This is a genomic window from Bartonella sp. AA9NXGY, assembly GCF_042196845.1.
Classification (GTDB): domain Bacteria; phylum Pseudomonadota; class Alphaproteobacteria; order Rhizobiales; family Rhizobiaceae; genus Bartonella.
Window position 1 is genome coordinate 1 of sequence record NZ_JBHIRB010000010.1, and the last position, 22,616, is coordinate 22,616.

The 22,616-nt window shown below is 38.4% G+C and carries 15 protein-coding genes, 1 tRNA gene and 1 pseudogene; 15 read left to right on the top strand and 2 right to left on the bottom strand.

The window, feature by feature from the left end:
* The 13 genes and pseudogenes from ACFIM6_RS06195 to ACFIM6_RS06255 all read left to right on the top strand — a co-directional run.
* Window positions 1–65: pseudogene (locus ACFIM6_RS06195) on the top strand (elongation factor Tu); the annotation flags it as partial.
* A gap of 47 nt (window positions 66–112) precedes the next feature.
* Window positions 113–188: transfer RNA gene (locus tag ACFIM6_RS06200), tRNA-Trp, on the top strand.
* 199 nt (window positions 189–387) lie between these two features.
* Window positions 388–600 (top strand): preprotein translocase subunit SecE, encoded by a 213-nt coding sequence (gene secE, locus ACFIM6_RS06205; RefSeq protein WP_273790652.1) that lies wholly within the window; start codon window positions 388–390, stop codon window positions 598–600.
* Between the two features lie 20 nt (window positions 601–620).
* Window positions 621–1,151 (top strand): transcription termination/antitermination protein NusG, encoded by a 531-nt coding sequence (nusG, locus tag ACFIM6_RS06210; protein ID WP_273790740.1) that lies wholly within the window; start codon window positions 621–623, stop codon window positions 1,149–1,151.
* A 150-nt stretch (window positions 1,152–1,301) separates the two neighbouring features.
* On the top strand, window positions 1,302–1,730 hold the full coding sequence (rplK, locus tag ACFIM6_RS06215) for a 50S ribosomal protein L11 (RefSeq protein WP_273723157.1): 429 nt from the start codon (window positions 1,302–1,304) through the stop codon (window positions 1,728–1,730).
* Between the two features lie 4 nt (window positions 1,731–1,734).
* Complete coding sequence (gene rplA / locus ACFIM6_RS06220) at window positions 1,735–2,439, top strand: 50S ribosomal protein L1 (protein ID WP_375612112.1); 705 nt, start codon at window positions 1,735–1,737, stop codon at window positions 2,437–2,439.
* Between the two features lie 354 nt (window positions 2,440–2,793).
* The gene (rplJ, locus tag ACFIM6_RS06225) at window positions 2,794–3,312 is read left to right on the top strand and encodes a 50S ribosomal protein L10 (RefSeq protein ID WP_012755027.1); all 519 of its coding nucleotides are present in this window, start codon (window positions 2,794–2,796) and stop codon (window positions 3,310–3,312) included.
* Between the two features lie 101 nt (window positions 3,313–3,413).
* Window positions 3,414–3,785: a 50S ribosomal protein L7/L12 gene (rplL, locus tag ACFIM6_RS06230; RefSeq protein WP_273790654.1), complete on the top strand. Its 372-nt coding sequence runs from the start codon at window positions 3,414–3,416 to the stop codon at window positions 3,783–3,785.
* A 289-nt stretch (window positions 3,786–4,074) separates the two neighbouring features.
* Window positions 4,075–8,223 (top strand): DNA-directed RNA polymerase subunit beta, encoded by a 4,149-nt coding sequence (gene rpoB, locus ACFIM6_RS06235; protein WP_375612113.1) that lies wholly within the window; start codon window positions 4,075–4,077, stop codon window positions 8,221–8,223.
* A gap of 172 nt (window positions 8,224–8,395) precedes the next feature.
* Window positions 8,396–12,607: a DNA-directed RNA polymerase subunit beta' gene (gene rpoC / locus ACFIM6_RS06240; RefSeq protein WP_375612114.1), complete on the top strand. Its 4,212-nt coding sequence runs from the start codon at window positions 8,396–8,398 to the stop codon at window positions 12,605–12,607.
* A gap of 714 nt (window positions 12,608–13,321) precedes the next feature.
* Window positions 13,322–13,495 carry a hypothetical protein gene (locus ACFIM6_RS06245; RefSeq protein WP_375612115.1) on the top strand — a complete coding sequence of 58 codons (174 nt, stop codon included), beginning with the start codon at window positions 13,322–13,324 and terminating at the stop codon, window positions 13,493–13,495.
* 236 nt (window positions 13,496–13,731) lie between these two features.
* Complete coding sequence (locus tag ACFIM6_RS06250) at window positions 13,732–14,421, top strand: nitroreductase (RefSeq protein ID WP_375612167.1); 690 nt, start codon at window positions 13,732–13,734, stop codon at window positions 14,419–14,421.
* Between the two features lie 340 nt (window positions 14,422–14,761).
* A complete protein-coding gene (locus tag ACFIM6_RS06255; RefSeq protein ID WP_375612116.1) occupies window positions 14,762–16,153 on the top strand; it encodes an L-serine ammonia-lyase in 1,392 nt (463 codons plus the stop codon).
* A gap of 1,832 nt (window positions 16,154–17,985) precedes the next feature.
* Here ACFIM6_RS06255 and ACFIM6_RS06260 read toward each other — a convergent pair.
* Both ACFIM6_RS06260 and ACFIM6_RS06265 read right to left on the bottom strand, forming a co-directional pair.
* Window positions 17,986–18,264, bottom strand: a complete 279-nt coding sequence (locus ACFIM6_RS06260) for a hypothetical protein (protein WP_375612117.1) — start codon at window positions 18,262–18,264, stop codon at window positions 17,986–17,988.
* Window positions 18,265–18,296: 32 nt separating this feature from the next.
* Window positions 18,297–19,646: a D-alanyl-D-alanine carboxypeptidase gene (locus tag ACFIM6_RS06265; RefSeq protein ID WP_375612118.1), complete on the bottom strand. Its 1,350-nt coding sequence runs from the start codon at window positions 19,644–19,646 to the stop codon at window positions 18,297–18,299.
* Window positions 19,647–19,880: 234 nt separating this feature from the next.
* Between ACFIM6_RS06265 and clpS the strand changes: the two genes are divergently transcribed.
* Window positions 19,881–20,252, top strand: coding sequence for an ATP-dependent Clp protease adapter ClpS (gene clpS, locus ACFIM6_RS06270; protein WP_375612119.1), 372 nt, complete (start codon window positions 19,881–19,883; stop codon window positions 20,250–20,252).
* A gap of 6 nt (window positions 20,253–20,258) precedes the next feature.
* Window positions 20,259–22,610, top strand: coding sequence for an ATP-dependent Clp protease ATP-binding subunit ClpA (gene clpA, locus ACFIM6_RS06275; protein ID WP_375612120.1), 2,352 nt, complete (start codon window positions 20,259–20,261; stop codon window positions 22,608–22,610).
* Window positions 22,611–22,616 lie beyond the last annotated feature (6 nt).

Sequence of the window (22,616 nt, forward strand, 5' to 3'; positions counted from 1 at the left end):
GTTTTGCTATTCGTGAAGGTGGTCGTACTGTTGGTGCCGGTATCGTCTCTAAGATCATTGAATAAATAATGCTTGTTAAAGGGGTGTTAAAAGTGTTTTAGTTTTGAGAGTTAGGGGTATAGCTCAGTTGGTAGAGCGGCGGTCTCCAAAACCGCAGGTCGCGGGTTCAAGTCCTGCTGCCCCTGCCAAAGAGGGATTTTACATATAAGGGAGTGGATTTTGCTGCCTTTTTCGCTTTTTTTGATATGGGGCTTGTTTTTTTGTGTGTGAAACGGTATTGAATAGAAAGTAAGGAAATTGCATAAGTCTGAAAGTTGGCTTTTGCATTTTTTCCTGTTTATTTTGTTCTATAAAACACAATAGGACTAGAGAGAGTATAGTGTGACGATGGCATCTAAAACCAATCCGATTACCTTTTTGAAGCAGGTTTATGCAGAAACAATTAAAGTGAAATGGCCTACACGTCGTGAGACGGTTATTTCTACTATTATGGTTTTGTTGGTAACTGCATTGGCTTCAGCTTTCTTTTTTATTGTGGATCAGGTTATGCATTTTGGTGTTTGGCGGGTTATTGATCTTCTGAAATATCTTTTTAGTTGAGAATGTAAGGAAGTGTGACTGTGGCAGCTCGTTGGTATATTGTTCAGGCATATTCAAATTTTGAAAAGAAAGTAGCGGAAGCTATTGATAAGGAGGCAAAGCAAAAGGGACTTGATCATCTTTTTGAAAAGATTTTTGTTCCAACAGAGCGTGTTGTAGAGGTTCGTCGTGGACGCAAAGTTGATACTGAGCGAAAATTTTTTCCTGGTTATGTTCTTGTTCGTGCTGAGTTAACAGATGAAGTTTATCATCTTATTAAGAATACGCCTAAAGTGACAGGTTTTTTAGGGTCGGATGCGCGTCCTGTTCCTATTTCTGATCGAGAGGTTGAACAAATTCTCAAACAAGTTCAGGAAAGGGTTGAGTCTCCAAAGTCCTCTGTATTGTTTGAGGTTGGAGAGCAAGTTCGCGTTGCTGATGGTCCTTTTGTTTCGTTTAATGGAATTGTTCAAGAGGTTGAAGAAGAGCGCTCTCGTCTTAAGGTTGAAGTGCTTATTTTTGGGCGTCCTACGCCTGTTGATTTGGAATTTGGTCAGGTTGAAAAACTCTGATTAAACTTAGAGTAGTTTTAATTACTTTAAGGAAGGAGTGGGAGGTGATTTATAGCTTTTGTCGGCTTAATGATCCGAACCACGTGACTGCAAGCGGGTAACGGGCAAGATGAATTGTCAGTATACCAGTGAAATTAAAGGCAGATTGTTATGGCAAAAAAAAGTATAGGTCAGCTTAAGTTGCAGGTTCCTGCAGGAGCTGCTACTCCATCTCCACCAATTGGTCCAGCTCTTGGGCAGCGTGGTATTAATATCATGGAATTTTGTAAGGCGTTTAATGCAGCGACACAAGAAATGGAAAAGGGGGCACCGATTCCAGTTGTTATTACGTATTACCAAGATAAGTCTTTCACCTTTTCTCTCAAGACGCCTCCTGTATCATTCTTTTTAAAGAAGGAAGCAAACCTGAAATCTGGCTCAAAAGAGCCTGGTAAAGTGTCTGTAGGAAGCATTTCTCGCGATAAAATTCGTTCGATTGCGGAATCAAAGATGAAAGATCTTAATGCGAATGACATTGAGGCAGCAATGCGTATGGTTGAAGGTTCTGCTCGCTCGATGGGCTTGGAAGTGGTGGGCTAATATTATGGCAAAAGTAGCAAAAAGAATAAAAAATATCCGAAAAGATATTGATTTTAATGAACTCTACGCTTTAAAAGATGCCGTTTCAATGGTTAAGGAGCGTGCCGTTGCTAAGTTTGATGAAACAATCGAAATTTCAATGAACTTGGGTGTTGATCCTCGTCATGCTGATCAAATGGTTCGAGGCGTTGCTTATTTGCCTAATGGAACAGGGAGAAATATTCGTGTTGCCGTTTTTGCTCGTGGGGATAAGGCTGAGGAAGCTAAGGCGGCAGGAGCTGATATTGTGGGTGCCGAAGATTTATTTGAAAGCGTTAATAGAGGGACTATAGATTTTGATCGTTGTATTGCAACGCCAGACATGATGCCTCTTGTTGGTCGTCTTGGTAAGATTCTTGGTCCACGGAGTTTGATGCCGAATCCGAAAGTTGGTACTGTAACACTTGATGTCGCCGGTGCTGTCAAAGCTTCTAAAGGTGGTGCTGTTGAGTTTCGTGTGGAAAAAGCTGGTATTGTGCATGCTGGTATTGGTAAGGCTTCTTTTGGTGTTGAAAAAATCGTAGAAAATATAAAAGCCTTTGCAAGTGCAGTTATTAAAGCCAAACCGCAAGGTGCAAAAGGTGAGTATATTAAGCGCGTTGCTGTTTCGTCGACTATGGGAATTGGTGTTAAAGTTGATCCAGCAACGGTTCGTTCAGAGCTAGTATAAGCTGATTTATAATTTTGTTTTGGGGTATGGGAATATCAAAATTGTATTTAAAATGCTGATTTTGATCAGCTCGCTATCTAAGCTTTATAGGGCTTAGGTTGTACCGGGAGAAATTCCGGAATATCCTGTCCGAGATTGTAGGTGATGCTTTTAAGTATCTTAATCAAAAAAACCTGCATGAGACTGGGGTAAAAACTGAGAGTTAAAAGACTTAAAGGGTTTGAGCCAAGGTTGCCTTTGAACGCTGTGCGTGAAAAAGGGGACAGGATCCTCATCGGTGACATGAAGTATTTTATGTTATCAAAGGTAACCAACAGGTTTGTTTTAAGCAAATCTGTTAAATGGAGAGAGACAGTGAATAGAGCGGAAAAACGCGAATTTGTTACATGGCTTAACGAGGCTTTTCGGAAGTCTGGTTCTGTTGTTGTTGCACATTATTCCGGTCTGACAGTTTCACAGATGAATGATCTGCGTTCGAAAATGGGTGAAGCTGGCGGTGCCGTTAAGGTCGCCAAAAACCGTCTTGCTAAAATCGCTCTTCAGGGCACGGAATCTGAATCGATAGTGGGTTTGTTTACTGGACAAACACTTATTGCTTATTCAGAAGATCCAATCACAGCACCGAAAGTTGCTGTTGATTTTGCGAAAAGCAATGACAAATTTGTCATACTTGGCGGTTCAATGGGTGCAACAAGTTTAACTGTAGATGCTGTGAAGTCATTGGCTTCATTGCCTTCATTAAACGAGTTGCGTGCAAAACTTGTGGGTATGATTTCTACCCCTGCGACCCGTATTGCACAGGTTGTTAATGCCCCTGCTGGTCAGGTTGCACGTGTCATTGGAGCATATGCTCAGGAGGATAAGGCGGCTTAAGGCTGTTTGTATTCACGTTTATGGAAGAGCTTTAATGCTTTTCTGTTTTTTTGAATAAGATTTAATAATGGTTCAAATCTTTTAATTGAAGGAATTTAAAAATGGCTGATCTAGAGAAGATCGTAGAAGACCTTTCTAATCTAACCCTTTTGGAAGCCGCTGAGCTTTCTAAGTTACTTGAAGAAAAGTGGGGAGTTTCGGCTGCTGCTCCTGTAGCTGTCGCTGCTGTTGCTGGTGCTGCTGCTCCAGCTGCTGAAGAAAAAACAGAATTTGATGTTATTCTTGTTGAAGGTGGCGCACAAAAAATTAATGTTATTAAGGAAGTTCGTGCTCTTACTGGACTTGGTCTTAAAGAAGCTAAAGATCTGGTTGAAGGTGCACCTAAGCCTATTAAAGAGGCTGCTTCTAAAGAAGAAGCAGAAAAAATTAAATCTCAACTTGAAGCTGCCGGTGCTAAGGTGGAACTTAAGTAAATTTAATTTTATCGGCGGGCATTTATGTTCGCCGATTTTCTTTCTCTTAATACAAAGAGGGAAAATAATGAGTAAAAAACTTTTCCCAATGGTTTCGTAACAGGAATGGGATAGGTTTGGATTACTTACCCCTTCATCATAGAGTCAAAGAGATAAATGGCTTATGTTGGTGGGGAAAGTTAATGATGCTCATTATTGAGTGTCAAGTGAACTGGTCTGCATATGCAGGTTAATGGTATAAGGCTTTCAAGGTTGGTCTACCTTGAAGAGTAAAGATCAAGGAGCGACGATGGCTCAGACTCACGCAATGATGTCTCAATTCAATGGTCGTAAGCGCGTACGGAAATTTTTTGGTAAGATTCCTGAAGTAGCAGAAATGCCGAATCTTATTGAGGTTCAAAAAGCCTCATACGATCAATTTCTCATGGTTGAGGAACCGAAAGGTGGGCGACCAGATGAAGGTTTGCAAGCTGTTTTTAAATCGGTTTTTCCTATTTCAGATTTTTCCGGTACAGCTATGCTTGAGTTTGTAGGTTATGAATTTGATTTACCAAAATTTGATGTTGAAGAGTGCCGTCAACGTGATTTAACTTATGCTGCCCCATTAAAGGTCATATTGCGTTTGATTGTTTTTGATGTTGATGAGGATACTGGCTCCAAAGATATCAAAGACATTAAAGAGCAAGGCGTTTATATGGGCGATATGCCTTTAATGACGACGAATGGTACCTTTATTGTTAATGGTACGGAGCGTGTTATTGTTTCTCAGATGCATCGTTCTCCTGGTGTCTTTTTTGACCATGATAAAGGAAAGTCCCATTCATCAGGAAAGCTTCTTTTTGCTGCTCGTGTTATTCCGTATCGTGGTTCTTGGCTTGATATTGAGTTTGATGCTAAGGACATCATTTATGCGCGTATTGATCGACGGCGCAAGATTCCTGTTACTAGTCTTTTGATGGCATTAGGTATGGATGCGTCGGATATTTTATCGACGTTTTATGATAAAGTGACTTATGAGCGTGATGGAGAAGGATGGCGAGTTCCTTATTCTGTGGATCGCTTTAAAGGAATGAAGCTCATTTCTGACCTTATAGATGCAGATAGTGGTGAAGTCGTTGCGGAGGCTGGTAAAAAATTAACAGTTCGTACTGCGAAGTCTTTGGTAGAAAAAGGACTTAAAGCGGTTAAAGTTAGTGAAGATGATTTATTAGGTTGTTATCTAGCCGAAGATATCGTCAATTACGAAACAGGTGAAATCTACCTTGAAGCTGGTGATGAAATTGACGAAAAAGTATTAAAAGTTCTGCTCGATGTTAGTGCTGATCAAGTCAATATTCTTGATATTGATCACATGAATATTGGCGCTTACATCCGCAATACTTTGAAGGTGGATAAAAATGAAAGTCGGCAGGATGCGTTATTTGATATTTACCGGGTGATGCGTCCAGGTGAACCTCCAACAATCGATACAGCAGAAGCAATGTTCCATTCATTGTTTTTTGATCCAGAGCGTTATGATCTTTCAGCTGTCGGGCGTGTTAAGATGAATTTACGTATGGATCTTGATTGTCCAGACACAGTTCGCATTTTACGCCAAGAGGATATTCTTGCTGTTGTTAAGATGTTGGTTGAATTGCGTGATGGACGTGGTGAAATTGATGATATTGATAATCTTGGCAACCGTCGCGTTCGTTCCGTCGGGGAGTTGATGGAAAATCAATATCGCATTGGTCTTCTTCGTATGGAACGTGCGATAAAAGAGCGTATGTCATCGGTTGAAATTGATACAGTTATGCCACAGGATTTGATCAATGCAAAGCCTGCGGCAGCAGCAGTCCGTGAATTTTTTGGGTCTTCACAATTGTCGCAGTTTATGGATCAAACCAATCCATTGTCAGAAATTACCCATAAGCGCCGTCTTTCTGCTCTTGGTCCAGGTGGTTTGACTCGTGAACGTGCGGGTTTTGAAGTCCGTGACGTACATCCTACGCATTATGGTCGTATTTGTCCGATTGAAACACCAGAAGGCCCCAATATTGGTCTGATTAACTCCTTAGCAACATTTGCGCGAGTTAACAAATATGGCTTTATTGAAAGCCCATATCGAAAAATTATTGATGGAAAAGTCACAAAAGAAGTTATTTATCTTTCAGCGATGGAAGAAGCAAAGCATTATGTCGCTCAGGCTAATTCTTCATTAGATAACGAAGGTCGTTTTATAGAAGAGTTTGTTGTTTGCCGTCATGCTGGTGAAGTTTTAATGGCGCCGCGTGATCATGTTGATTTGATGGATGTTTCACCAAAACAGTTGGTTTCAGTTGCAGCAGCGCTTATTCCTTTTTTGGAAAATGATGATGCGAATCGTGCGCTTATGGGATCGAACATGCAGCGTCAAGCAGTTCCTCTTGTACGCGCTGAAGCGCCATTTGTTGGGACGGGAATGGAATCTATTGTTGCGCGCGATTCAGGAGCTGCTGTGAGTGCAAAACGTAGTGGTGTTGTTGATCAAGTCGATGCTACCCGTATTGTTATCCGTGCAACAGAAGATTTAGATCCTTCAAAATCAGGCGTTGATATTTACCGCTTACAGAAATTTCAGCGTTCTAATCAGTCCACTTGTATTAATCAGCGTCCTCTTGTACATGTCGGTGATAGGGTAGAGAAAGGTGATATCATTGCAGATGGTCCATCCACGGATCTTGGTGATTTGGCTCTTGGGCGGAATGTTCTCGTAGCCTTTATGCCTTGGAATGGATACAATTATGAAGATTCTATTTTGTTATCCGAGCGCATTGTTGCTGATGATGTGTTTACTTCAATTCATATCGAGGAATTTGAAGTTGCGGCACGCGATACAAAACTTGGACCTGAGGAAATTACGCGCGACATTCCTAATGTTGCGGAAGAAGCGTTAAGAAATCTTGATGAAGCTGGCATTATTTATATTGGTGCTGAAGTTCAACCAGGTGATATTTTAGTTGGAAAGATTACCCCGAAAGGTGAAAGTCCCATGACGCCGGAAGAAAAGCTTCTGCGTGCAATTTTTGGGGAAAAGGCATCCGATGTTCGTGATACTTCTATGCGTATGCCTCCTGGGACTTTTGGTACTGTTGTTGAAGTTCGCGTTTTTAATCGCCATGGCGTGGAAAAAGATGAACGTGCGATGGCAATTGAGCGTGAAGAAATTGAGCGTTTAGCAAAAGACCGTGATGATGAACAGTCTATTCTTGATCGCAATGTTTATGCGCGCCTCACCGATATGTTGACAGGTAAAGTTGCTGTAGAAGGTCCGAAAGGCTTTTCGGGTAGTAAAAAGCTTGATAGTACAGTAATGGGGCATTATCCGCGATCCCAGTGGTGGCAATTTGCTGTTGAGGATGAAAAGCTTCAAAATGAAATTGAAGCTTTGCGCAAGCAATATGATGAATCAAAAGAAGCATTACAACGTCGCTTTATGGATAAGGTTGAAAAGGTCCAAAGAGGTGATGAAATGCCTCCTGGTGTCATGAAAATGGTGAAAGTTTTTGTGGCTGTGAAGCGCAAAATCCAACCAGGTGACAAGATGGCGGGACGTCACGGGAATAAGGGTGTTGTTTCACGTATTCTTCCCGTAGAGGATATGCCATTTCTTGAAGATGGGACCCATGCTGATATCGTCTTGAATCCGCTGGGTGTGCCTAGTCGTATGAATGTTGGACAAATTCTTGAAACGCATCTTGGTTGGGCATGTGCGGGGATGGGCAAGAAGATTGGTGCTTTGTTAGAGTTATATCAAGAGACTGGGGATATATTGCCGTTGCGTCAGCGTATTGAAAATCTTATGCCTGATGATAATCATAATGAACCAGTTCGTCAGTATGATAATGAAAGCCTTTACAAATTGGCATTGCAGATGAAGAAAGGGGTTTCAATTGCAACGCCTGTTTTTGATGGAGCACATGAGTCTGATATTAACATGATGCTGGAAGACGCAGGCTTAGATAGTTCAGGGCAGGTTACGCTTTATGATGGTCGTACTGGGGAGCCTTTTGATCGTCCAGTAACGGTGGGATATATTTACATGTTGAAATTGCATCACCTTGTTGATGATAAGATTCATGCGCGTTCTATTGGTCCCTATTCACTTGTTACGCAGCAGCCATTAGGAGGTAAGGCACAATTTGGTGGTCAGCGTTTTGGTGAAATGGAGGTATGGGCGCTTGAAGCTTATGGTGCTGCATACACTTTGCAGGAGATGCTAACAGTAAAATCAGATGATGTGGCTGGTCGAACAAAAGTCTATGAGGCAATTGTGCGTGGTGATGATACATTTGAGGCAGGTATACCCGAAAGCTTTAATGTGTTGGTAAAAGAAATGCGCTCACTTGCTCTTAATGTGGAGCTTGATGATGCGCGTGAACTTATTGCACAGCGGGCATTGTCTGATACGGCAGAATAATAATTCAAGGAGCGCACTAGAAAAGGGCTGCGCTCTTATTACTTTAAGAGGCTCAATAACCTTATTAAGGCTATACAGGTCATTTTTAAAAGTAAATGTATTTTAAAGAAGATCTGTTATAAAATAAATGAGATATTACAACAGGTTCTAAGAATCTTTGAAGGAGAACAGCATGAACCACGAGGTCATGAATCTTTTCAATCCTCAAGCGCCAGCGCAGACATTTGACTCTATTCGTATTTCTATTGCGAGTCCTGAGAAAATTTTGTCCTGGTCGTATGGTGAGATTAAGAAGCCTGAGACTATTAATTATCGGACTTTTAAACCAGAACGTGATGGTCTTTTTTGTGCACGTATATTTGGCCCTATTAAGGACTATGAATGTCTATGTGGCAAATATAAACGCATGAAGTATAAGGGCATTATTTGTGAAAAATGTGGTGTAGAGGTTACTCTTTCGCGCGTACGTCGTGAGCGTATGGGGCATATTGAACTTGCGGCACCCGTTGCGCATATATGGTTTCTTAAATCATTACCAGGTCGTATTTCTACACTTTTAGATTTAACTTTAAAAGATATTGAACGGGTTCTTTATTTTGAGAATTATATTGTAACCGAACCAGGGTTAACATCTCTTAAGCTCCATCAGCTTCTTTCTGAAGAAGAATATATGCTTGCTATTGATGAATTTGGAGAAGATCAGTTTACAGCTATGATTGGCGCTGAAGCTATTTACGAGCTTTTAGCTAGTATGGAGTTAGATAAAATCGCTAATGATTTGCGTCTTGAATTAGCTGAAACAACTTCAGAGTTAAAGCAGAAAAAATTGATTAAACGACTTAAAATCGTTGAAAATTTTCTTGAATCTGGAAATAAGCCAGAGTGGATGATTATGAAAACAATTCCGGTTATTCCACCGGATTTGCGTCCATTGGTTCCGCTTGATGGTGGGCGTTTTGCGACATCAGATCTGAATGATCTTTATCGGCGTGTTATTAATCGTAATAACCGCTTGAAGCGGCTGATTGAATTGCGAGCTCCTGGAATTATCGTACGCAATGAAAAGCGTATGGTACAAGAAGCTGTTGATGCATTGTTTGATAATGGACGGCGTGGGCGTGTGATTACTGGAGCCAATAAACGTCCTCTTAAGTCTTTATCAGATATGTTGAAGGGCAAGCAAGGACGTTTTCGTCAGAACTTACTTGGGAAGCGTGTTGATTACTCGGGGCGTTCTGTTATCGTGACGGGTCCTGAATTAAAATTGCATCAATGTGGTCTTCCCAAAAAAATGGCTCTTGAATTATTTAAGCCTTTTATTTATGCGCGGCTTGATGCAAAAGGCTATTCATCAACGGTAAAGCAGGCAAAGAAGCTTGTTGAAAAAGAACATCCAGAAGTTTGGGATATCTTGGATGAGGTTATTCGTGAACACCCTGTTTTACTCAACCGCGCGCCAACATTGCACCGTTTGGGGATTCAGGCTTTTGAACCTATCTTAATTGAAGGCAAAGCTATTCAACTTCATCCACTGGTGTGTACTGCTTTTAATGCAGATTTTGATGGTGATCAGATGGCGGTTCACGTGCCGCTTTCTCTTGAAGCACAACTTGAAGCCCGTGTTTTGATGATGTCCACCAATAATATTCTTCATCCGGCCAATGGTGCTCCCATTATTGTTCCCTCACAGGATATGGTTCTTGGTCTTTATTATCTTTCAATTGTTTCTGAAAAAGAACCAGGTGAAGGAATGGCCTTTTCTGATATAGGTGAGCTTCATTATGCCTTGGAAAATAAGGTTATAACGCTTCATACGAAGATTAAAGGCCGTGTTAAGAATATGGGGAAGGATGGAAAAGAAGTCTCTAAACTTTATGATACGACACCTGGTCGTTTGATTATCGGTGAGCTTTTGCCAAAAAGTGCGGATATCTCATTTGATATTGTCAATCAAGAGATGACGAAAAAGAACATTTCTAAAATGATTGATCATGTTTATCGGCACTGTGGACAAAAAGAGACGGTTATTTTTTGTGACCGTATTATGCAGCTTGGCTTTTCTTATGCTTGTCGTGCAGGAATTTCATTCGGTAAGGACGATATGGTTATTCCTGATAGTAAGTCGCGTTTAGTCGCAGAAACAGAAGCTTTGGCTAAGGAGTACGAACAGCAATATAATGATGGTTTGATTACACAAGGTGAAAAATACAATAAGGTTGTAGATGCTTGGGGTAAATGTACAGATCGCGTCGCAGATGAAATGATGAAACGTATTCAAGCTGTGGATTTTGATCCTAAAACAGGTCGTCAACGGCCGATGAATTCTATCTATATGATGTCGCACTCTGGTGCTCGTGGTTCTGCTAACCAGATGAGACAATTGGCCGGTATGCGTGGATTAATGGCAAAACCATCGGGTGAAATTATTGAAACACCCATTATTTCAAATTTTAAAGAAGGTCTAACTGTTAATGAATACTTCAATTCCACGCATGGTGCACGTAAAGGACTTGCTGATACTGCGTTAAAGACGGCGAACTCTGGTTATTTAACACGGCGTCTTGTTGATGTTGCACAGGATGCTATTATTTCAGCAGTTGATTGTGGTACCGCAAAAGGGCTTACCATGCAGCCGATTGTTGATGCAGGACAAATTGTTGCCTCCCTTGGGCAAAGAATTCTTGGTCGTACAGCGCTTGTTGATATTCTACATCCTGTCTCTGGAGAGGTTATCCTTGAAGGTGGAGCAATGATTGAGGAAGCTGATGTCGCGAAGATTGAAGCAGCTGGGATTCAATCTGTTCAAATTCGTTCTGCATTAACATGTGAAACACGTCTTGGTGTTTGTGCAAAATGCTATGGTCGTGATTTGGCGCGTGGAACACCTGTTAATCAGGGAGAAGCGGTTGGTGTTATTGCTGCTCAATCCATTGGTGAGCCGGGAACACAGCTTACTATGCGTACTTTTCACTTAGGAGGAACTGCGCAGGTTGTTGATTCATCGTATTTAGAGGCATCTTATGAAGGTAAGGTGGAGATTCGTAATCGTAATGTAGTTCGTAACTCTGAAGGCCATTTGGTTGTTATGGGGCGTAATATGGCTATCCTTATCAAGGATGAGTTAGGAAAAGAGCGCGTTGTACATCGTGTTAGCTATGGTGCTCATATTTTTGTTGATGATGGTGATGTGGTTAAACGTGGCCAACGTATAGCAGAATGGGATCCTTATACACGTCCAATTTTAACGGAAGTTGAAGGCTATGTGGGTTTTGAAGATATGATTGATGGTTTATCTGTCACTGAAACAGCTGATGAATCTACGGGTATTACGAAGCGTTTGGTGATTGATTGGCGCGCTAATCCACGTGGTGCGGATCTTAAACCAGCTATTATTATTCACACGGATAAAGAAGGTGAATCCATTGCTAAATTGTATAAGGGAGGTGAAGCCCGTTATATGATGTCAGTGGAAACTATTCTTTCTGTTGAGCTTGGTGCTCATGTTAAGGCTGGTGATGTTATTGCTCGTTTGCCAATGGAAAGTGCCAAGACGAAAGATATTACGGGTGGTCTTCCTCGTGTGGCTGAGCTTTTTGAAGCGCGTCGTCCAAAGGATCATGCGATTATTGCTGAAGTTAGTGGTACAATTCGATTTGGCCGTGGTTATAAGAATAAACGTCGTATCATTATTGAACCAAATGATGAAACTCTTGAGGCAGTAGAATACTTGATTCCAAAAGGTAAGTTGTTCCACTTCCAAGAAGGCGATCAAATTGAAAAGGGAGATTATATCCTTGATGGTAATCCAGCACCTCATGACATCTTGGCGATTAAGGGGGTTGAAGCTTTGGCATCTTATCTTGTTAATGAGATTCAGGAGGTTTATCGTCTGCAGGGAGTTCTTATTAATGATAAGCACATTGAAGTGATTGTTCGTCAAATGTTGCAAAAAGTTGAAATTACTGAATCTGGAGATTCTGGTTATATTCCAGGTGATAATGTTGATCGTATTGAACTTGATGAAATCAATGATAATTTGATTGCAGAAGGGAAGAAACCTGCATCTGGTAATCCCATTCTTCTTGGAATTACAAAAGCTTCTCTTCAAACACCTTCTTTCATTTCGGCGGCATCGTTTCAGGAAACAACACGTGTTCTTACTGAAGCAGCAGTTTCTGGTAAAATTGATACTTTGCAAGGACTTAAAGAGAACGTTATTGTCGGTCGTCTTATTCCAGCAGGTACGGGTGGTACAATTTCTCAAATCCGTCGTATTGCTGCAGTTCGTGATGATTTGATTGTAGATGAGCAGCGTAAGTCTAGTAATAACGAAGTGGCTAAGGCTATGTTGACAAATATGACAACCGGGGCCGTTACTGAATAATTTAAATACAACACCACATAATATAAAAACGTCTGAATAGAAAGTTCAGACGTTTTTTATTTCGAAATGCAGAAGTTGTATATTTTCTTGAAAAATATCAAAAATTATAAGGCGATAGTTATTTTAAACATCTTTAGTAGCTTATTATTTTGTAATGATGCTTATCTTTTTTGTTACTTTATTTTAAAGTTTCTTAATTTCTAAAAGCAGTATAGAATTTTTCCAAAATATGTGAAACTCAAAAATCATATTCAAGGAAAAGAGTTGATTATCTACAAATCAAATAAGATTGATTTTGAACTTTAGGAAAATTTTTGATTGATATCTTCTATAAAAATTTAAAAGGACTTATGATGAAAGATCAAGAGTCTTTTCTATAATCTAAAAAATAATTGATTCTCTACTATACAATGTTTGTGAATGTATTTTCTTCTAAATTAGAATGCAGAAAAGTAGAGATTAAGGTGCTCACTAAGTTTTATAAAAAATAGACATATTTCTTATAACAATGTGATCTATGCAGACAGAATAATAAAATGTACGAATATTATTCAATTGGAAAATTAACACGTGAGTTTTCAATAATAGCTCGAACTTTGCTATGAAGAAGAGGGACTTCTTATCCCTTTTCGGTGTGGAAGTACACGGCTTTATACATAAACGGATCGTCATAAGTTAAAACAAATCCTGTATGCTAACAGAGTAAAATTTTCGTTGTCTGAAATATCTGATATGTTGACAATGGTTGGAAAACCACCTGATGATGAGAAAAAGCTTAAGAAATTAATTGCAGGAATTCATAAAAAACAAACTGATTTAAAGCAGATGCAGCATGATGTTGATGATCTTCTACAGGATTTAGAACGAATTGAAGAGAGTTTTTTTTGAGAGCTTAGCGGAGTTGGGGGGTAGTCATTGATTATAAATTTATTTTGTCTTCTTTTAGACTAATTTCTTTCTCTTAAAAGAGATAGATTATACCGTCTCTAAGGGGAATATTTACCACTGCGTGAAATGTGTAAGTCATTTAAAGAAATAGAGTGTTTGAAAAAGCTGCAAAGGTATTTTCGCAGTATATTATTCTTGATAAGAAAAAACTATTTTTCATAAAGAAAGTAAAAACAATGACAGTTTCTCCTATGAGTGTTTTTCAATCTATATTGTCACGAAAGTCAATTCGCGCTTTTACTGATCAGCCAGTTAGTTTGGAAACAATCAAAGAAATCTTAAAACTTGCAGCACGTGCACCATCTGGAACAAATATTCAGCCATGGCAAGTAATTGTGCTTACAGGAAGTGTATTACAGAAAGTAGGGCAAGAGCTTTCACAACTTGTGCTTTCAGGTGTAAAAGGAGAGCGTGAATATAGTTATTATCCACGTCAGTGGCGTGAGCCCTATATTTCAAGGCGTCGAAAAGTTGGTTTGGATCTTTATCAGAGTCTTGGAATTCAAAAAGGTGATGAAGAAAAAATACTTCATCAAAAGGCGCGAAATTTTTTATTTTTTGATGCACCTGTAGGACTCTTATTTACAATGGATCACGACATGGAAATGGGGAGTTGGCTTGATTTGGGTATGTTTATGCAGACCATTATGTTAGCTGCACGTGGATTTGGATTAGATACCTGTCCTCAAGCTGCTTTTGCTGATTATCATAAACAGATTCGTACGCTTTTATCTATTCCTTCTGATCGCCATATTATCTGTGGTATGGCACTTGGTTATCGCGATATGAGTGCTCCAGAAAACAATTTTGAGACAGAACGAGAATCGTTAGAAAAATTTGTACGTTTCATTGAAACATACCCATAAAATATTTTATACAATTAAGCATATGTTTTGAAGAACTTAGTGCATTATGAAAAATATTTCCGATAAGATTTCTCATCCTTATTGAATTTTAATATTGCATATTAACACTTATTTTACTACGTTTGGAACATTGGGAGTGGTGACTCTAGGGGCATTGTCCGTTTTAAAGGTTGGCTAATGGAAAACACTATAGAAAGAAAGTGTTGGGTGGTAGCAAGACGAGCGACATTCGTGTTTATTGTTGTCATTTTTTTAGTTTATCTCGCAATTTGATTTTAAACGGAAGAAACGTTATGAAAAAGCATATATGCTCAAGCTGTACTATAGTTTAAGGTGATACGTGTTTCTATCTGTTTTTGAACTTTTTAAAATTGGGATTGGTCCTTCTAGCTCACATACGATGGGACCAATGACTGCTGCTAATATGTTTTTGCAAAAGATAGGAGATTTTTCTCAGTCGTCTGATGTTCAAGTTTCTCGTATACGTGTTTATCTTTATGGTTCTTTAGCTTTCACGGGTATTGGTCATGCAACAGATAGAGCTATCATATTAGGACTTTTAGGAGAAAAAGCTTCTACTGTTGATCCTGATAGCATGGGGTTTTTGTTAGAAAAAGTTATACGTGAAAAAAAAGTGCAACCAGAAGGTCATCCCGCTTATCAGTTTGATGTGCAACGTGATCTTATTTTTGAACGAAAGCAAATCCTCCCTGGACATACAAATGGACTAGCCTTTGAAGGACTTGATACTGATGGGAATGTTCTGTTGCGGCAGATTTATTATTCTATCGGTGGTGGCTTTGTTGTGACTGAGGATGAATTAAGCCATATGAATGATAATATACAACCAGAAGCATTTGAGGTACCATATCCATTCGATTCTGCTTGTACAATGTTATCAATGGCAGAAAAATCAGGACTTTCAATTGCTGAAATGAAGCGCTTAAATGAAGAAACAAAGATAGAGCGTTTTTCTCTTGATGTAGGGCTTGATGAAATTTTTTCAGCGATGACAAATTGCATTGATAGAGGTCTTTCACAAGAAGGTGAGTTGCCTGGTGGATTGCGTGTTCTAAGGCGCGCTAAAAAGCTGCATGAAACGCTTTTGGAAAAACAAAAGAAAAATTACAATTATCCACTTTGGGCAAATGATTGGCTTTCGGTATATGCTATAGCAGTCAATGAGGAAAATGCAGCGGGTGGTCGTGTTGTTACAGCACCAACAAATGGAGCAGCCGGTGTCGTCCCAGCCGTTTTGCGTTATTATCTTCAGTTTAATGATGATTCAGATCGAGAGGGAATACATAATTTTCTATTAACTGCAGCAGCTATAGGCGGTGTTATCAAACATAATGCCTCTATTTCTGGTGCAGAAGTTGGGTGTCAAGGTGAAGTTGGAACGGCATCTTCAATGGCCGCAGCAGGGTTGACCGCAGCGTTAGGTGGAACACCAGCTCAAATTGAAAATGCGGCAGAAATTGCGCTTGAACATCACTTGGGAATGACATGTGATCCTGTTGCAGGTCTTGTACAAGTGCCTTGTATTGAGCGTAATGCAATGGGAGCTGTTAAGGCGGTAACGGCTTCTTCTCTTGCATTATATGGTAATGGAGATCATTTTGTTTCTCTTGATGCTTGTATAGAAACAATGCGCCAGACTGGTCATGATATGAGTGAACGCTATAAAGAGACAAGTAAAGGTGGTCTTGCAGTCAATGCGATATCTTGTTAAGAGCTGGAACATTTTTCAATCCATAACTGGACTTTTTGGAGAGAGATCGTATTTCCTAATAAAGCTTATGTTTTTTGTTCCTTATAAATCAAAATTCCACTTTAATGCAGCAGTAGTTTGAAATAAATCTGAGATGATTCAGTGTTTTCTTAACGAATAATAGCTTTTTCATGCAAGCTTGGAGGGGAGAGTGTTGTACATCTGTTTGATTTGTCTCTAAAGTGGGGAAAAAGTGTAATTTGGAAAAAATAAGAAAGCGTAAAGTAAAATTAGTGATCAATCTGCCATTATTTTTAGCTGGGTTTTATGGCTTTAAAAAGTTTCCATAGCCATATATCTTTTAAGTAATGGAAGATTATGCCTGAGTATCCAAGGAAAATTTGTTTTAAGTCTGAATAATTATGATGAAGAAAGTAGAATTTTAAAGGTTTTAATTTTTTAAAAGTGAAGTTTTTTTCTACCTAGTATGGTAAAAAATGCCTTGAAAAAAAAACACTAATTTACAATAATTAAGAGATATATTGGAAATATCTTTTTTATTTATAAATTTTGTACCGACAAAAAAATTAAAATAAATAATAACGTATACATTAAGAAATATTTATAAAAATTCTCATGAGAATAGAATGCACACAATAGAACATTGTTGTGTTACGCGTTCGTGAGTTCGTTTTAAAAAAATATCTCTCAGGCCTCCCCCCAAGCTCATTTCGCGATGGCACCTGTGAATGATATAACGGTAAATCCATTGAGCTGTCTCTATCTTTATGCTTAATAAAAAGAAGTACGCTGGCATGGTTACACACTTTACCAGAGCCCCCCTCTGTACAGGGGGACTAAAGCACTTGGCATTTGAAACGGTTCATTATAGGCATTTTTAGTCTTTTTGGGACAGTTTCACGCTACACACTAATCTCGCTCATAACATGCAAGAGACGGTTTTGATTGATTCAACATAAACAGATTTTAAATGAGAGAATCTTACGATATTCGAGATTCTCATCTAACAAACAAAATAATTAATTATCTTTATAAATCAGTATCTTGCATATGAATAATATAATGTAAGTTTTCCATGAATGGTATAAAATCTATAGAGTATTAGCATCTTTATTTATAAAGGGAGAAAACCAGCACTATCATCCTTTTTTTCAACTTTCAATATTACAAAAGATCCTAGTACTTGAAATGATTCATAAGGGATACTTTGATTCCTTTTGTAAATGCTTTATATGTCAATTTTGCTCGTGATGAGCAAGCGAGCGATTTTGACTGATTCAATATAAGAAGTAAAATAAGAGTATTTTACGAAAATCTCTTGTTCAATATGCAAAAAATAAATTATAATTATAAATTAAAATCTTATGGAAATCGTTATCATAATATTTAATCTGATAATTTATTTACGTTTTTTCATCGATAGTATTTGTATTTTCCAATTTTCTGTGCCTGTTGACATAAATACAAGTAAGAGAAGTGAGATTGTTTTTTTTTACAGCGTTTATGTTGTATAGGGAGCGTTATTAAGAGGGATTTTCTTTATTGAACTTTTACAATAATCCCACCAAATGATAAGCTTTCATCTAATGAAGCTATTCATTTTTTCCAGAAAGATATCAAGGATAATTTTTTATATTAAATCCAAAAGTGGAAAAATATTGGGTATTTTTATGTCCTTAACAATGTTTTATTGAAAGCTTGAAGATATTGGATAGTTGGAAAAGCTGTCAGAAAATTCAACAATTTAAGAAAAAAGTATGTTTATCAAAAGGTTTTCTGAGGCTGTAGATAATGGTTAATAATAAAATAATTTTTTAGAGAGGGCTGTAGAATTAAATATTTGTTGCTCCTAAACGGATTTTAATAGGCACATTACCAGTTTGGCTCGCAACGCGTAAATGAATGCGTACAGGAGGCATTATGAGACGACGGTTGCGCATTGTTTGGCAAATGAGAAGGTTAACAAGAGACTGTGTATCTAATGCAGTCGAATTATATTTTAAACCAGTAAGTTTTGCGGCAGCATCGTGAAGAGAACGCAATGAAAGGAGGGATGATTGCTTCAATAAAACTTCTTTTTTATGGAATGAAGCAAAAGCATTATCTGTCATAATACTATCCTTAACGCAGAATTCAAAAATTTTTAGTAGGCTACAGTATAGCAGTTAAAATTTGCTTTCTTTAATGTAGAGCAAGCATCAAATGCAGCTTTTTTTGATTGAAACCCTGTAAAGCGCGCTCGGTAATAACGCTGCCCATTTTTTTCAAACAGTTGCATATGTGAAGATGCGTTCTTTAAAGTGGAAAAAGCTGTATTTTTTGCTTTTAAAAGTAGAGTTTTTGCTTGTTCTTCACTAGGAAGAGAACCAATTTGGATAGCCCATCCGGCATTTTCGGACAAAGAGACTGTTACAATTTTATGAGTCTCAGCCGGTATAGTTTTTTGAGGATTCGGTATTGGTATAATTACCTTATTGACAGCCGTTATTGCGATATTGGAGTTTTTAGGTTGTTCTGCAAATGCTGTCAACATAGTCGAAATTTCATCGTCAAAATTACTTGAATCAGCTTTAATGGTCGGTATAGGAGTATTGGCCCCAGTGGGTAAGTGATAGCGTACAGAAGCTATTAAACGTTCACCACTTTTCATTTGGCTTGCTTTGGGCAAATATTGATTCAATAAGCTAGCCATATGCTCGTCACGTGCAGTAGATGATTTACCTCCCATAACAACAGCGACAATAGAGCGCCCCTCAAGACGCATCGAAGTTGCTAAATTAGAACCTGACATTTGTGTGTAGCCTGTTTTAATTCCATCGACACCTTTCATTATTTTAATAAGTTTATTGTGGCTGTTAATTTTATGTCCACGGAAATTAAAACTTTTTGTTTTGAACAATTTATATTGTTTGGGAAAATGTTTACGTAAAGCTAATGACAAAGTCGCTATATCTCGTGCTGTAGAATAATTGCGCACATCCGGAAGTCCTGAAGCATTTGCGAAATGTGTATGTTTCATGCCAAGTTTACGAGCTTTTACTGTCATCATTTGAGCGAATTTTTTTTCACTACCTCCAAGATATTCTGCAATGGCAGCAGCAACATCATTTGCGGACCTTGTAATGAGTGCTTTAGCTGCTGATTCTGCAGAAATTGTTTGGCCTGCTTTAAATCCAATTTTTGTCGGTGGACGCATTGCTGCATAATGTGAAACAGGAATTGGTGTATTTGGTGTCACACGACGCATCTGCATAGCTTCAAAGAGTAAGTACAATGTCATCATTTTTGTTAAAGAAGCAGGATAACGTTTCAGTGTTGCATTGGCTTGAAATAAAGTTTTTCCCGTAGTAGCATCTATAACAATAGCCGCATACTTATCAGGATAGGCCCCTTGAGGTGTGGCGGATGCCCAACAGTAAGAAAAAGCTAACATAACAAAAGAAATTGCTATTGTTTTACAGTAGCGCATAATTTTTTGATAATTAATATACACTTGCAGTATCCTATTTCTCCATTTATCCTCAAAAACTTCTATAAAGCTTCCTTTTCTGTAATTTATTGATGCAGTTTAGACGAATGGTATTACTAATTTGTTTACAGAAGTTATTTTATGAGTGAGTGATTGAAGTCTAACCATAGAGGAAAATTTTTTTCTAATACAAACAGGTATTGCAATAGTTATGAAAGAATTTAAAATTAATAAAAATGTACTGCATGGAAAACGATAATGGGACAGATGCTCATAATAAACTCTATAGCTCATATTATGCATAATGAAAAGGGCAAGAATTGGGATGAAGGTAGGCATGGTGCAGTTATAATGCCTAAGGCTAGAGAAAAACTCGAAAAACCTAAATTATGTCGAGTTTTTTTGCTTAATGATGATTACACACCTATGGATTTTGTTGTTTTCGTTTTGAAGAACTTTTTTAAAAAAAGTTTCGAAGAGGCAACGCGGATAATGTTAAATGTTCATCACAATGGGATAGGAGAATGTGGGACTTACACTTATGAAGTCGCTGAAATGAAAATATTACAAGTGAGGGAATGTGCGCGTCAAAATGAACATCCGTTACAATGTGTAATGGAATGGAAGTGAGGAGCTATGCCATCTTTTACACCTAGTCTTGAAGAGGTTTTGCATCGTGCATTAACAATTGCTACTCAAGCACGGCATGAATATGCAACACTAGAGCATCTTCTACTTGCGCTGTTAGATGATGCCGATGCAAATTCCGTTATTCAGGCTTGCCAAGTAGATGTAGAGGAATTGCGAGAGCGCTTAACCAATTATCTTCGCTCAGAGTTAGATGAACAGATTAGAGCTGATGAGGATACAAAGCCTACAGCTTTTTTCCAGCGTGTTATCCAACGTGCGGTGATTCATGCACAATCAGCTGGAAAAGATGAAGTATCGGGGGCAAATGTTCTTGTTGCAATTTTTTCTGAACGTGAAAGCCATGCAGCATATTTTCTTCAAGAGATGGGAATGACACGCTACGATGCTGTACGTTTTATTTCACAGGGTGTCACGCGTGATGATGGGTTATCCATGTTACTTGAAGGACTTGAAGAGCAATTAGATCAGCAGATTTCGGATAATGGTGAAAGAGGAACAAGTGCTTTAACGAATTATTGTGTTGATCTCAATTGTAAAGCACGTAATGGAAAAGTTGATTTATTAATTGGCCGTGAAATAGAAATTTCACGCATGATTCAGATTTTATGTCGAAGGTCGAAAAACAATCCGCTTTTGGTTGGTGATCCTGGAGTGGGAAAAACCGCTATAATTGAAGGATTGGCAAAGCGCATTGTTGATGGGCAAGTGCCTGAAGTTTTATCAAATGCAACAATATTTTCTCTTGATATGGGGGGACTTGTTGCAGGTACACGTTATCGCGGTGATTTTGAAGAACGCTTAAAGCAAGTTATTAAAGAGTTTGAGCTGTATCCAGATGCTATTTTATTTATTGATGAAATTCATACCTTAATTGGAGCAGGAGCGACATTAGGGGGAAATATGGATGCAGCAAATCTTTTGAAACCTGTGTTATCTTCTGGAACTATGCGATGTATTGGTTCGACGACTTACAGAGAATATCGCAAATTCTTTGAACAAGATCGTGCTTTAGAGCGTCGTTTTCAGAAGATTGATATTAATGAACCTTCTGTTACAGATGCGATTAAGATTTTGCAGGGGATGAAGCCTTACTTTGAAGATTTTCATCAGATTAAATATACAGATCAGGCGATGAAGGCATCTGTAGAATTATCTTCACGTTATATAATTGACCGTAGGTTACCTGACAAAGCAATTGATATTATTGATGAAAGTGGCGCAGCGCAAAAGCTTTTGCCACAAAAACAACGCAAGAAGAGTATAGGTGTTAAAGAAATTGAAGCGACTGTTGCCACAATTGCAAGAATTCCATCAAAAACAGTTTCTCGGAATGATCAGAAGATACTGAGTAAGCTTGAAAGAGAACTCAAACATGTTGTTTATGGTCAAGATCAGGCAATTTCCGTCTTAGTTTCATCCATAAAATTGGCGCGAGCAGGTTTACGCGAACCGGATAAACCAATAGGAAGTTATTTATTTTCAGGACCAACAGGTGTAGGAAAAACTGAAGTTGCAAAACAGCTTGCATCATCTTTAGGCATTGAATTATTGCGTTTTGATATGTCAGAATATATGGAACGGCATACGATAGCACGTTTAATCGGAGCACCTCCAGGTTATATAGGGTTTGATCAAGGAGGTCTCCTTACAGATGCCGTTGATCAGAAACCTCACGCAGTTCTATTGCTAGATGAGATTGAGAAAGCGCATCCAGAGTTATTTAATATTTTATTGCAGGTAATGGATTATGGTAGATTAACAGACCATAATGGTAAGAAAATTGATTTCCGCAATGTTATTTTGATTATGACGACTAATGCGGGTGCTTCAGATATGGCAAAATCAGCTATTGGATTTGGGAAAGTACATCGTGATGGTGAGGATATAGAAGCAATCAATCGGTTATTTACACCAGAATTTCGTAATCGGTTAGATGCAATTATTCCGTTTGCACCTTTATCTCATTTAATCATCAATCAGATAGTGCAAAAATTTATTTTTCAGCTTGAAGCACAATTAGCTGATCGGGGAATTTGTTTTGAATTAAGCCCTTCTGCAACTTTATGGCTTTCCAATAAAGGATATGATTCTCAGATGGGAGCACGCCCATTAGGGCGTGTTATACAAGAATATATTAAAAAGCCATTAGCTGATGAAATTTTATTTGGAAAGTTACGCAATGGTGGTACCGTTCGCGTATTGACACAAAAATCAAATGGTAAAAAAGAAAGCTTACAGTTAGAAATTTCATCTTCCGATATATCTGTAAGTTCAAAGAAAAGTAAAATGGAAAACTTTACAAAAAAACGTGTAGGAAAAAAAAGCACAACAACTTAAGAGTGT

Excerpts from the sequence above, each read along its gene's own strand:
- secE (WP_273790652.1), top strand. The coding sequence starts at position 388 with ATGGCATCTAAAACCAATCCGATTACCTTTTTGAAGCAGGTTTATGCA.
- rplK (WP_273723157.1), top strand. The coding sequence starts at position 1,302 with ATGGCAAAAAAAAGTATAGGTCAGCTTAAGTTGCAGGTTCCTGCAGGA.
- rplA (WP_375612112.1), top strand. The coding sequence starts at position 1,735 with ATGGCAAAAGTAGCAAAAAGAATAAAAAATATCCGAAAAGATATTGAT.
- rplL (WP_273790654.1), top strand. The coding sequence starts at position 3,414 with ATGGCTGATCTAGAGAAGATCGTAGAAGACCTTTCTAATCTAACCCTT.
- rpoB (WP_375612113.1), top strand. The coding sequence starts at position 4,075 with ATGGCTCAGACTCACGCAATGATGTCTCAATTCAATGGTCGTAAGCGC.
- rpoC (WP_375612114.1), top strand. The coding sequence starts at position 8,396 with ATGAACCACGAGGTCATGAATCTTTTCAATCCTCAAGCGCCAGCGCAG.
- ACFIM6_RS06250 (WP_375612167.1), top strand. The coding sequence starts at position 13,732 with ATGACAGTTTCTCCTATGAGTGTTTTTCAATCTATATTGTCACGAAAG.
- ACFIM6_RS06260 (WP_375612117.1), bottom strand. The coding sequence starts at position 18,264 with ATGACAGATAATGCTTTTGCTTCATTCCATAAAAAAGAAGTTTTATTG.
- clpS (WP_375612119.1), top strand. The coding sequence starts at position 19,881 with ATGGGACAGATGCTCATAATAAACTCTATAGCTCATATTATGCATAAT.
- clpA (WP_375612120.1), top strand. The coding sequence starts at position 20,259 with ATGCCATCTTTTACACCTAGTCTTGAAGAGGTTTTGCATCGTGCATTA.